Raw genomic sequence first — 13,101 nt, 5'->3', positions numbered from 1 at the left:
TCTCAAATAACCAAAACACCTTCGGTGTTGTAAGGTTAAGCCTCACGGATCATTAGTACTGGTTAGCTCAATGCATCGCTGCACTTACACACCCAGCCTATCAACGTCATAGTCTTTAACGTTCCTTCAGGGGGCTTAAAGCCCCAGGGAAGACTCATCTCGAGGCAAGTTTCCCGCTTAGATGCTTTCAGCGGTTATCTCTTCCGAATTTAGCTACCGGGCAATGCCATTGGCATGACAACCCGAACACCAGTGATTCGTCCACTCCGGTCCTCTCGTACTAGGAGCAGCCCCTCTCAATCTTCCAACGCCCACGGCAGATAGGGACCGAACTGTCTCACGACGTTCTAAACCCAGCTCGCGTACCACTTTAAATGGCGAACAGCCATACCCTTGGGACCTACTTCAGCCCCAGGATGTGATGAGCCGACATCGAGGTGCCAAACACCGCCGTCGATATGAACTCTTGGGCGGTATCAGCCTGTTATCCCCGGAGTACCTTTTATCCGTTGAGCGATGGCCCTTCCATTCAGAACCACCGGATCACTAAGACCTACTTTCGTACCTGCTCGAGCCGTCACTCTCGCAGTCAAGCTAGCTTATGCCTTTGCACTAACCTCACGATGTCCGACCGTGATTAGCTAACCTTCGTGCTCCTCCGTTACTCTTTGGGAGGAGACCGCCCCAGTCAAACTACCCACCAGACACTGTCCTCACCCCGGATTACGGGGCCGAGTTAGAACATCAAACATTAAAGGGTGGTATTTCAAGGTTGGCTCCACGCAGACTGGCGTCCACGCTTCGATGCCTCCCACCTATCCTACACATCAAGGCTCAATGTTCAGTGTCAAGCTATAGTAAAGGTTCACGGGGTCTTTCCGTCTTGCCGCGGGTACACTGCATCTTCACAGCGAGTTCAATTTCACTGAGTCTCGGGTGGAGACAGCCTGGCCATCATTACGCCATTCGTGCAGGTCGGAACTTACCCGACAAGGAATTTCGCTACCTTAGGACCGTTATAGTTACGGCCGCCGTTTACTGGGGCTTCGATCAAGAGCTTCGCCTTGCGGCTGACCCCATCAATTAACCTTCCAGCACCGGGCAGGCGTCACACCGTATACGTCCACTTTCGTGTTTGCACAGTGCTGTGTTTTTATTAAACAGTTGCAGCCAGCTGGTATCTGCGACTGGCTTCGGCTACGAGAGCAAGTCTCTTTACCTAATGCCAGCGTGCCTTCTCCCGAAGTTACGGCACCATTTTGCCTAGTTCCTTCACCCGAGTTCTCTCAAGCGCCTGAGTATTCTCTACCTGACCACCTGTGTCGGTTTGGGGTACGATTCAATGTTACCTGATGCTTAGAGGCTTTTCCTGGAAGCTTGGCATCAACTACTTCTGCACCGTAGTGCATCGTCATCACACCTCAGCGTTGATAAGCAACCGGATTTACCAGGTCACTCCGCCTACATGCTTAAACCGGGACAACCGTCGCCCGGCTAGCCTAGCCTTCTCCGTCCCCCCTTCGCAGTAACACCGAGTACAGGAATATTAACCTGTTTCCCATCGACTACGCTTTTCAGCCTCGCCTTAGGGGTCGACTCACCCTGCCCCGATTAACGTTGGACAGGAACCCTTGGTCTTCCGGCGTGCGGGCTTTTCACCCGCATTATCGTTACTTATGTCAGCATTCGCACTTCTGATACCTCCAGCAGACCTCACAGTCCACCTTCAACGGCTTACAGAACGCTCCCCTACCCAACAACACCTAAGTGTCGCTGCCGCAGCTTCGGTGCATGGTTTAGCCCCGTTACATCTTCCGCGCAGGCCGACTCGACCAGTGAGCTATTACGCTTTCTTTAAATGATGGCTGCTTCTAAGCCAACATCCTGGCTGTCTATGCCTTCCCACATCGTTTCCCACTTAACCATGACTTTGGGACCTTAGCTGGCGGTCTGGGTTGTTTCCCTCTTCACGACGGACGTTAGCACCCGCCGTGTGTCTCCCGTGATAACATTCTTCGGTATTCGGAGTTTGCATCGGTTTGGTAAGTCGGGATGACCCCCTAGCCGAAACAGTGCTCTACCCCCGAAGATGAGTTCACGAGGCGCTACCTAAATAGCTTTCGGGGAGAACCAGCTATCTCCCGGTTTGATTGGCCTTTCACCCCCAGCCACAAGTCATCCGCTAATTTTTCAACATTAGTCGGTTCGGTCCTCCAGTTAGTGTTACCCAACCTTCAACCTGCCCATGGCTAGATCACCGGGTTTCGGGTCTATACCTTGCAACTAGACGCCCAGTTAAGACTCGGTTTCCCTACGGCTCCCCTATTCGGTTAACCTTGCTACAAAATATAAGTCGCTGACCCATTATACAAAAGGTACGCAGTCACACCACGAAGGTGCTCCCACTGCTTGTACGTACACGGTTTCAGGTTCTATTTCACTCCCCTCGCCGGGGTTCTTTTCGCCTTTCCCTCACGGTACTGGTTCACTATCGGTCAGTCAGGAGTATTTAGCCTTGGAGGATGGTCCCCCCATATTCAGACAGGATGTCACGTGTCCCGCCCTACTCATCGAGTTCACAGCAAGTGTATTTTTGTGTACGGGACTATCACCCTGTACCGTGCGACTTTCCAGACGCTTCCACTAACACACAAACTGATTCAGACTCTGGGCTCCTCCCCGTTCGCTCGCCGCTACTGGGGGAATCTCGGTTGATTTCTTTTCCTCGGGGTACTTAGATGTTTCAGTTCCCCCGGTTCGCCTTGCATGGCTATGTATTCACCATGCAATAGTGCAACGAATTGCACTGGGTTTCCCCATTCGGGTATCGTCGGTTGTAACGCTTCATATCAGCTTACCGACGCTTTTCGCAGATTAGCACGCCCTTCATCGCCTCTGACTGCCTAGGCATCCACCGTGTACGCTTAGTCGCTTAACCTCACAACCCGAAGGTGTCTTTCGACAACTTGCGTTGTGATTATTTGAGAGACTCTAATACAGGTTACTCGTTATCTCAGTACATCTACGGAGAGATAAGTTTCAGCTGTATTGTTTCAATTTTCAGCTTGTTCCAGATTGTTAAAGAGCAATATTTCACAACCCACTGCGTCTTGCGACCGCAGTACGTTTTGAAATAGTTTTTTATATGGTGGAGCTAAGCGGGATCGAACCGCTGACCTCCTGCGTGCAAGGCAGGCGCTCTCCCAGCTGAGCTATAGCCCCATATAAAAAGCAGTTTACCTTGTGTTCCAATTCGCTTAGCCGCAGGCGGTTTTAACGTGAGTCACGCAGTGTGCAAACGCACATGAGTAACGCAACGATTAAAAGCGACAAGGATAAGTAGAGTTGGTGGGTCTGAGTGGACTTGAACCACCGACCTCACCCTTATCAGGGGTGCGCTCTAACCACCTGAGCTACAGACCCAACAAGGTACTAAAGCCCGACTAATTTCTCAGCCCGGCCTTATTTGCTCGTTACTTTCTATCAGACAATCTGTGTGGACACTGCGCAATGCGTATCGTTAGGTAAGGAGGTGATCCAACCGCAGGTTCCCCTACGGTTACCTTGTTACGACTTCACCCCAGTCATGAATCACAAAGTGGTAAGCGCCCTCCCGAAGGTTAAGCTACCTACTTCTTTTGCAACCCACTCCCATGGTGTGACGGGCGGTGTGTACAAGGCCCGGGAACGTATTCACCGTAGCATTCTGATCTACGATTACTAGCGATTCCGACTTCATGGAGTCGAGTTGCAGACTCCAATCCGGACTACGACAGACTTTATGTGGTCCGCTTGCTCTCGCGAGTTCGCTTCACTTTGTATCTGCCATTGTAGCACGTGTGTAGCCCTACTCGTAAGGGCCATGATGACTTGACGTCATCCCCACCTTCCTCCGGTTTATCACCGGCAGTCTCCTTTGAGTTCCCACCATGACGTGCTGGCAACAAAGGATAAGGGTTGCGCTCGTTGCGGGACTTAACCCAACATTTCACAACACGAGCTGACGACAGCCATGCAGCACCTGTCTCACAGTTCCCGAAGGCACCTAAGCATCTCTGCTAAGTTCTGTGGATGTCAAGAGTAGGTAAGGTTCTTCGCGTTGCATCGAATTAAACCACATGCTCCACCGCTTGTGCGGGCCCCCGTCAATTCATTTGAGTTTTAACCTTGCGGCCGTACTCCCCAGGCGGTCGACTTAACGCGTTAGCTCCGGAAGCCACGCCTCAAGGGCACAACCTCCAAGTCGACATCGTTTACAGCGTGGACTACCAGGGTATCTAATCCTGTTTGCTCCCCACGCTTTCGCACCTGAGCGTCAGTCTTTGTCCAGGGGGCCGCCTTCGCCACCGGTATTCCTCCAGATCTCTACGCATTTCACCGCTACACCTGGAATTCTACCCCCCTCTACAAGACTCTAGCTTGCCAGTTTCAAATGCAGTTCCCACGTTAAGCGCGGGGATTTCACATCTGACTTAACAAACCGCCTGCGTGCGCTTTACGCCCAGTAATTCCGATTAACGCTTGCACCCTCCGTATTACCGCGGCTGCTGGCACGGAGTTAGCCGGTGCTTCTTCTGCGAGTAACGTCAATGATTGAGCGTATTAAACTCAACCCCTTCCTCCTCGCTGAAAGTGCTTTACAACCCGAAGGCCTTCTTCACACACGCGGCATGGCTGCATCAGGCTTGCGCCCATTGTGCAATATTCCCCACTGCTGCCTCCCGTAGGAGTCTGGACCGTGTCTCAGTTCCAGTGTGGCTGGTCATCCTCTCAGACCAGCTAGGGATCGTCGCCTAGGTGAGCCATTACCCCACCTACTAGCTAATCCCATCTGGGCACATCCGATGGCGTGAGGCCCGAAGGTCCCCCACTTTGCTCTTGCGAGGTCATGCGGTATTAGCTACCGTTTCCAGTAGTTATCCCCCTCCATCAGGCAGTTTCCCAGACATTACTCACCCGTCCGCCGCTCGCCGGCAAAGTAGCAAGCTACTTTCCGCTGCCGCTCGACTTGCATGTGTTAGGCCTGCCGCCAGCGTTCAATCTGAGCCATGATCAAACTCTTCAATTTAAGATTTGTTTGATTTGCTGCTAATAAAAGCAGCGATGCTCAAAGATTACTTTCTGCAAATATGCATTCGAACCGAAGTTCAAATGTGTACTGCTTTGGTCACTCTTCAAGACTTTGATATTGCTTCTGCCTGCCGAAACAGGCTTCGATATCGTCTTGCGAGTGCCCACACAGATTGTCTGATAAATTGTTAAAGAGCGTTCGTTACCCGTTTGCCTTTCAGCGAATCTTACGGTAACGCGGGAGGCAGATAATACGCTTTCCCGCTGAAGAGTCAAGGTTTTCTTTTGTTTCTTTCGAAGTCAAAATCATTCTTTTCTCTTCCTGACCCGGCGAAGTGTGTTTCGTTGTTCCCGGTCAGTGGAGGCGCATTATAGGGAGTTCCTGACAGCCTGCAACCCCTAATTTGAAAAAACTTTTCAACCGCTCATTAATGCGGCAAAAATGCCAAATCCGGTGAAAAAGACAACAAAAAGGGGGCAATTTCTCGCCCCCTTAAGGATTAACCATTACTGCTTAGCAATGATATGCCCATTTTCGACATCCAGAGTCACTGGTACTCCCGGTATTAATTTGCCGGAAAGTATCTGCTGCGACAGCGGATTCTCGATTTCCTGCTGAATAGCACGTTTCAATGGCCGTGCACCATAAACAGGATCGAAGCCGGTTTCACCCAGGAACTCCAACGCAGGTTGAGTAATAGTGACCTGATAGCCACGCTCTTCCAGACGTTTGTACAGACGTTCCAGTTGGATACGAGCAATTGAAGCCAAATGTGCCCGACCCAGCGGATGGAAAACTACAACCTCATCTATACGGTTAATGAATTCAGGGCGGAAGTGGTGAGTCACAACTTCCATCACCATATTCTTCATTTCGGTGTAACTTCTTTCACCGAAACGTTCCTGAATCAAATCTGAACCGAGGTTAGAGGTCATGATGACTACCGTGTTGCGGAAGTCGACTGTTCTACCCTGCCCATCAGTCAAGCGCCCATCATCCAACACCTGCAATAGAATGTTGAATACATCTGGATGCGCTTTTTCTACTTCATCCAGCAGAATGACTGAATAAGGACGACGGCGTACCGCTTCCGTCAGATAACCACCTTCTTCATAACCGACATAGCCCGGAGGCGCACCGACCAACCGAGACACGGAGTGTTTCTCCATAAACTCGGACATATCAATACGCACCATGGCATCGTCACTGTCGAACAAGAAATTCGCCAGCGCTTTGCACAACTCGGTTTTACCTACCCCAGTTGGCCCTAAGAATAGGAAGGAACCAATTGGGCGGTTTGGATCTGATAACCCAGCGCGGCTACGACGAATCGCATTAGATACCGCTTCAACCGCTTCATCTTGCCCAATGACGCGTGTATGCAGATCCTCTTCCATGCGCAGCAACTTATCTCGCTCACTTTCCAGCATGCGAGAGACCGGAATACCGGTCCAGCGCGCCAGCACTTCAGCAATCTCTGCTTCAGTGACGCGGTTACGCAGCAGCTTCATGGTTTTCCCTTCAAGCGCCGTTGCCGCCGCCAGCTGTTTCTCCAGCTCAGGGATTTTACCGTACTGAAGTTCTGACATCCGCGCCAAGTCACCGACACGACGAGCTTGCTCTAAGGTGATTTTGGCTTGTTCCAGTTCAGTTTTAATATTCTGAGTTCCGGTGAGAGAGGCTTTTTCTGCTTTCCACTCTTCTTCCAGCTCGGAATATTCACGCTCTTTCTGCTCTAATTCGGTATTGAGCATTTCCAGACGTTTTTTACTGGCGTCATCAGACTCTTTTTTCAGTGCCTGCTGCTCCAGTTTCAATTGGATAATCCGACGTTCCAGACGATCCAATGATTCTGGTTTTGAATCCATCTGCATACGGATGCTAGAACCGGCTTCATCGATAAGGTCGATAGCTTTATCCGGTAACTGGCGATCCGAGATATAACGATGCGACAGTGTTGCCGCAGCAACAATTGCCGGGTCGGTTATCTGCACATGGTGATGCAGTTCATAACGCTCTTTCAACCCACGCAAAATTGCAATGGTGTCTTCGACTGTTGGTTCTGCCACATAGACTTTCTGGAAACGCCGCTCCAGCGCCGCATCCTTCTCTATATATTGACGATATTCGTCAAGAGTGGTGGCCCCCACGCAATGCAATTCACCACGCGCTAGTGCCGGTTTCAGCATGTTGCCCGCATCCATTGCGCCGTCGCCTTTACCGGCCCCGACCATGGTATGCAATTCATCAATGAACAAGATCACACTACCTTCTTGTTTTGATAAATCGTTCAACACGCCTTTCAAGCGCTCTTCAAACTCACCGCGATACTTAGCACCCGCAATCAGTGCGCCCATATCTAAAGAAAGCACACGTTTATGTTTCAGGCCTTCAGGCACTTCGCCATTCACGATACGTTGGGCCAGACCTTCCACGATAGCCGTTTTACCGACACCGGGTTCACCAATTAATACTGGGTTATTTTTAGTCCGGCGCTGTAGCACCTGAATGGTACGGCGAATTTCTTCATCACGGCCAATAACCGGGTCGAGCTTGCCTTGTTCCGCACGCTCGGTCAGGTCGATAGTGAATTTTTTCAATGCCTGGCGCTGATCTTCCGCACCCTGATCATCGACTTTGTCACCACCACGCATATTTTCAATTGCCTTATCTATATTACTTGTTGTTGCACCTGCGGCCTTTAACATGTCAGTTAAGGTGCCGCGATCCTCAAGGACTGCCAGAACAAACAGCTCTGAAGAGATAAATTTATCTGCGCGCTTCTGCGCTAATTTGTCACACAGATTCAATACACGGACCAGCTCGTTCGATGGTTGAACATCACCGCCGGTGCCTTCGACTTGCGGAAGTCGACCCAAAGCTTGCTCAATATCGCTACGCAAACTAGCGACATTAATACCTGCCGAGGTCAACAATGGGCGAACCGTCCCCCCATCCTGATTGAGCAATGCGCTCATCAAATGTAACGGTTCAATAAATTGGTTGTCGCGCCCGAGTGCTAAAGACTGGGCATCGGCGAGGGCAAGCTGGAATTTACTAGTAAGACGATCCAGACGCATAACACCTCCAATGTTGGTCAAAATTGCTACTGGAGATTAGATGAGGTCATCCCTCAAATTTTCAAGGTTATTTCGACACTATATTTAGAGTACAACGTTATGCGCCAGCGGATCGTCCTAATTTCATAGGTTATATCAGCCAGACTAAACTTGCCATACGCCCGGTGATTCCATCGCGCCGATAGGAGAAAAATTGTTGTTTTTCACTCACAGTGCAGTGATCTCCACCATAGATGGCATGGATACCCACAGCTTGTAGCCGCTGTCGGGCTAATAAATAGATGTCGGCAAGATATTTGGTACCGGCAGGTATAAATGCTGCGGCGGCTTGTGTGTCGATATCGATAAATGCCTGTTTAACCTCTTCACCCACTTCGAACTGCTGCGGGCCAATTGCTGGACCTAGCCAGGCAATAATCGAGGAGGGAGCAGCATTAAATTGTGCCATTGTCTGTTCAAGGACGCCCGCACATAAGCCACGCCAGCCAGCATGCGCTGCAGCGACTTCATCGCCAGCCAATGAGCAGAACAACACTGGCAAGCAATCGGCGGTCATGACCGCACAAACTTGCCCAGCAACACGGCTATATACCGCATCTGCCTGTACATCAGAAATTGCCGAGCCGTCCAGATGGAGAACACGAGTACCGTGCACCTGCTCTAACCAAACGGGCATTTGCGGCAACTGCCCTTGTTCCACTAAACGTTGACGATTGGTTATTACCGTAGCGGCAATATCCCCCACGTGAGTGCCAAGATTTAATGAATCATAAGGGAATTCGCTGATACCGCCGTGACGGGTGGTACTGCATGCCTTAACACTGGCAGGCGCTGGCCAATCGGGAAGTATCAGCTTATTCATTACCAATCCATCTGATCTTTGAATTCTTCAGTATCGGCTTTCAGTGCATTAATCAGCTCAACCATATCTTCTGGTAATGCTGCATGCCATTCCATTTGAATGCCACTGATTGGATGATACAAACGCAGCATGGTTGCATGCAGCGCCTGGCGGTCAAAGCCACGCAGAATAGAAATAAAGGAATCAGATGCCCCTCTTGGCGGACGCGGGCGGCCACCATACAGCTGATCACCCACCAGCGGATGGTTTATATGAGACATATGCACGCGAATCTGGTGCGTACGACCTGTCTCTAAACGTAAGCGCAGGCGAGTATGGGCACGGAAATGCTCCATAATGCGATAATGCGTGGTCGCCGGTTTGCCCATTGGGTGCACAGCCATATGTGTGCGCTTGGTAGAATGACGAGAAATAGGCTCATCAACTCTGCCGCCAGCTGTCATATTTCCGATTGCCACTGCTTCATACTCACGGGTAATTTCGCGCGCTTGCAGTGCCTCAACCAAACGAGTCTGGGCCGGAACGGTTTTTGCCACCACCATCAAGCCAGTGGTATCTTTATCCAGACGATGTACGATACCCGCACGAGGAACATCCATGATTTCCGGGTAGTAATGGAGCAGTGCATTCAGAACTGTGCCATCTGGATTACCGGCACCGGGGTGCACGACTAAACCACGGGGTTTATTAATGACCAGAATATCGTTATCTTCATAGACGATATCCAGTGGGATTTCTTGAGGCGCCCAGCGGGCATCTTCCTCAATTTGCGCGTCAATTGCGACGAGCTCGCCACCCAACACTTTTTCTTTAGGCTTGTTAATTTTTTTACCGTCGACTGTCACTCTGTCATCCAAAATCCATTCTTTTATACGAGATCTTGAATAATCAGGGAACAATTCGGCCAAAGCCTGATCTAACCGTTGACCGAGTTGTGATTCGGCCACCGTTGCGCTGAGTTGTACTTGTTGTGCCATATGCAGCTTCTTGTTCGTTAACGTTGGGTTTTGACGGCGATGCCGTTTAATATAATGTGCTATTGTATCTAGATCTTTGTCGGGAGCTTAACGGACAGTCTCCCGGAATAACACTTCGAGGATAATCAAAACGTCATGACGCGTATGAAATATCTGGTGGCTGCCGCCACGTTGAGCCTGGTGCTGACCGGTTGCTCCAGTAACAAGGACGTGGTTCCCGATAACCCGCCTTCTGAGCTCTATGCTACCGCTCAGCAAAAACTGCAGGACGGTAACTTTAAGGGAGCAATTACGCAACTAGAAGCGTTAGATAACCGCTATCCTTTCGGGCCTTACTCCCAACAAGTTCAGCTTGATTTGATTTATGCGTATTATAAATCTGCTGATCTGCCGTTGGCGCAAGCCTCAATCGATCGCTTTATGCGCCTTAATCCCACACATCCTAACATCGATTACGTATTATACATGCGTGGTTTGACTGACATGGCTCTGGATGACAGCGCATTACAAGGCTTTTTCGGGATTGATCGTTCAGACCGCGATCCGCAACATGCTAAGGCCGCATTCCGCGATTTTAACCAGTTGATTCAAAGCTATCCGAACAGCCAATATGCAACTGACGCGCAAAAACGCCTGATGTTCCTGAAAGATCGTCTGGCCAAGCATGAACTGGCCGTTGCGCAATATTACACTAAACGAGGCGCTTACGTCGCGGTAGTTAACCGTGTCGAGCAAATGTTGAGAGATTATCCTGATACTCAAGCAACACGCGATGCGCTGCCGTTGATGGAAAATGCTTACAAACAACTGCAACTGAATGCCCAGGCAGACAAAGTTGCCAAGATAATTGCGGCAAACCCTGCCTGATATTATCGCACGATAAAAATAACAAACGGCAGCTCAGGCTGCCGTTTTCAATTCTGTCTAAATCGCCACAAACTGATGAAATTCATGGCCTCAGACTCTCGCGCTGCTATTGCATTCCAAACACAAAAATAATGCCATTTTTAGCTAGATGCAGGCGACATAACTTATCGATAATGCGGCATTCTAATCAATGATTCAAGCCCCCAACATCTATTCCTGACGTTAAATCACAGTTCCCATGACCTTTGCAAAAAGTGACAAAAATAAGTGATCTTGATCATACATTTTGTGAAAAAGAGAGGTATGCTGAAGTTATCCAAGACGGAGTAGACAGAGAGGTAAGTCATATGACAGTCAACATTACCAGTAAACAAATGGATATTACCCCAGCAATTCGTAAACATGTTGAAGACCGTCTCACCAAACTGGATAAATGGCAGGCCCAGTTAATCAATCCACATATTGTACTGTCTAAAGATCCGCAAGGATTTGTTGCAGACGCAACTATCAGTACCCCGATGGGCCCCTTGGTTGCCAGTGCCAAACATGACGATATGTATGCTGCAATTAATGAACTGATCACCAAACTAGAACGCCAATTAAATAAAGTTCAACACAAAGGTGAAGCTCGACGTGCGGCAAGCAGTGTTAAAGAAGCTAATCTGGAGTCAGTAGATGTAGAGGAAGAAGAATCCGAGCAGGAACAATAGCCGGGAAATCCATCTCATTTCGGATCTAACGCGCCTTTGGGCGCGTTTTTTATTGACAGCAATTCAGGCTGGCGGTTAGTTTAGAGTCTGTGTTTTTTTAAAACATGTTGTAGCATGGTATTTCTCTAGTGGCCTTTTCTCTTGGCCGTCAACAGATACCAATGATGCACAAACCAATTCCATAACAGGTAATCAGCAGCAATGATTAATAAAGTGTTTTTCTTCGCATTCTTTTTTACCTTCCCCTGATTGGGAGGCGTTTCGTCGTGTGATAAAGAATGCGAAGACGAACAATAAAGCCTCCCAAGCGGGAGGCTTTTTTTATGCATAAATCATTCAAAAGAATAAGGCAAACCCGATGAGCGATAACCCATTACTGGTGCTGCGCGAGCGCATCAGCGCACTTGACTTAAAACTGCTGGCTTTGTTGGCAGAGCGGCGTGGATTAGCGGTGGATGTCGCTAAAGCCAAACAACTTCATCATCGTCCGATTCGTGATAAAGAACGTGAGCGTGACTTGCTGGATGCACTCATTACGGCCGCTAAGCCTTATGATCTCGATGGATTTTATGTCACCCGCTTGTTCCAACTGATTATCGAAGATTCGGTATTGACTCAGCAGGCCCTGCTACAGCATCAACTGAATCAAACAGCTCAGCACTCTGCTCGTATCGCCTTCCTCGGTCCGAAAGGTTCTTACTCACATTTAGCCGCACGCCAATACGCTGCTCGTCATTTTGAGCATCTGATTGAATGTGGTTGCCAGAAATTCCAGGATATCTTTACCCAGGTGGAAACCGGGCAAGCGGATTACGCCGTATTACCAATAGAGAACACCAGCTCGGGTTCTATTAATGACGTATATGATTTATTGCAGCACACCAGCTTGTCTATTGTCGGTGAAATTACCAATCCTATTGACCATTGTGTGCTGGTCGCCACCGAAACTGACTTGAGCCAAATCCAAACCGTCTACAGCCACCCTCAGCCTTTCCAGCAATGCAGTCAATTCATTAACCGCTTCCCGCACTGGAAAATCGAATATTGCGAAAGTACTGCCGCCGCGATGGAGAAAGTTGCACAGCTAAACTCACCAACCGCAGCGGCTCTGGGGAGCGAAGCCGGAGGCGCACTCTATAATTTGCAAGTGTTGGAACATAACTTGGCTAACCAACAGCAAAATATCACTCGCTTTATTGTTCTTGCCCGCAAAGCCATTGATGTATCTGAGCAGATCCCAGCAAAAACCACCTTAATTATGGCAACCGGCCAACAGTCAGGGGCATTGGTTGAGGCGCTACTAGTATTGAGGGATCACGGGATCATTATGACCAAACTTGAATCCCGGCCAATCAATGGCAATCCATGGGAAGAGATGTTTTATATTGATGTGCAAGCTAACTTGCGTTCTGACTCTATGCAAAAAGCCTTGGCAGATTTGATGCCGATAACCCGTTCACTCAAAGTCTTGGGCTGCTATCCAAGTGAAAACGTGGTGCCGGTCAATCCAAGATAACATTTCAGTCTTTGTCGC

General features: G+C 49.4%; 6 protein-coding genes, 2 tRNA genes, 2 rRNA genes and 1 other annotated feature. Of the genes, 3 read left to right on the top strand and 7 right to left on the bottom strand.

The features are described from left to right. Nucleotides 1-31: 31 nt before the first annotated feature. From N0H69_RS04790 to rluD, 7 genes are all read right to left on the bottom strand, one after another. A 23S ribosomal RNA gene (locus N0H69_RS04790) occupies nucleotides 32-2,938 on the bottom strand. A 208-nt stretch (nucleotides 2,939-3,146) separates the two neighbouring features. Next, a tRNA-Ala gene (locus N0H69_RS04785) sits at nucleotides 3,147-3,222 on the bottom strand. Between the two features lie 124 nt (nucleotides 3,223-3,346). Continuing rightward, nucleotides 3,347-3,423: transfer RNA gene (locus tag N0H69_RS04780), tRNA-Ile, on the bottom strand. Nucleotides 3,424-3,525: 102 nt separating this feature from the next. Beyond that, nucleotides 3,526-5,068 (bottom strand): 16S ribosomal RNA (locus tag N0H69_RS04775). The 16S and 23S rRNA genes sit together here with 2 tRNA genes alongside, the layout of an rRNA operon. Before the next feature lie 509 nt (nucleotides 5,069-5,577). Further along, nucleotides 5,578-8,151, bottom strand: coding sequence for an ATP-dependent chaperone ClpB (clpB, locus tag N0H69_RS04770; protein WP_050106367.1), 2,574 nt, complete (start codon nucleotides 8,149-8,151; stop codon nucleotides 5,578-5,580). Nucleotides 8,152-8,281: 130 nt separating this feature from the next. After that, complete coding sequence (gene yfiH / locus N0H69_RS04765; protein ID WP_050106368.1) at nucleotides 8,282-9,013, bottom strand: purine nucleoside phosphorylase YfiH; 732 nt, start codon at nucleotides 9,011-9,013, stop codon at nucleotides 8,282-8,284. Then, nucleotides 9,013-9,990, bottom strand: coding sequence for a 23S rRNA pseudouridine(1911/1915/1917) synthase RluD (gene rluD, locus N0H69_RS04760; RefSeq protein WP_050106369.1), 978 nt, complete (start codon nucleotides 9,988-9,990; stop codon nucleotides 9,013-9,015). The genes yfiH and rluD overlap by 1 nt, the downstream gene beginning before the upstream one ends. Nucleotides 9,991-10,125: 135 nt before the next feature. On the opposite strand from rluD, the gene bamD reads away from it, so the two are divergent. From bamD to pheA, 3 genes are all read left to right on the top strand, one after another. Further along, nucleotides 10,126-10,857 carry an outer membrane protein assembly factor BamD gene (gene bamD, locus N0H69_RS04755; protein WP_005166516.1) on the top strand — a complete coding sequence of 244 codons (732 nt, stop codon included), beginning with the start codon at nucleotides 10,126-10,128 and terminating at the stop codon, nucleotides 10,855-10,857. A gap of 347 nt (nucleotides 10,858-11,204) precedes the next feature. Continuing rightward, a complete protein-coding gene (gene raiA / locus N0H69_RS04750; protein WP_005166518.1) occupies nucleotides 11,205-11,567 on the top strand; it encodes a ribosome-associated translation inhibitor RaiA in 363 nt (120 codons plus the stop codon). 200 nt (nucleotides 11,568-11,767) lie between these two features. Next, nucleotides 11,768-11,892: a sequence feature (Phe leader region), on the top strand. Between the two features lie 33 nt (nucleotides 11,893-11,925). After that, nucleotides 11,926-13,083 carry a bifunctional chorismate mutase/prephenate dehydratase gene (gene pheA, locus N0H69_RS04745; protein ID WP_050121423.1) on the top strand — a complete coding sequence of 386 codons (1,158 nt, stop codon included), beginning with the start codon at nucleotides 11,926-11,928 and terminating at the stop codon, nucleotides 13,081-13,083. Nucleotides 13,084-13,101: the final 18 nt, after the last annotated feature.

Source organism: Yersinia alsatica (genome assembly GCF_025133195.1).
GTDB lineage: Bacteria > Pseudomonadota > Gammaproteobacteria > Enterobacterales > Enterobacteriaceae > Yersinia > Yersinia alsatica.
Note: the sequence above shows the minus strand (reverse complement) of the source record. Positions and strands in the feature narration are given on the sequence as shown.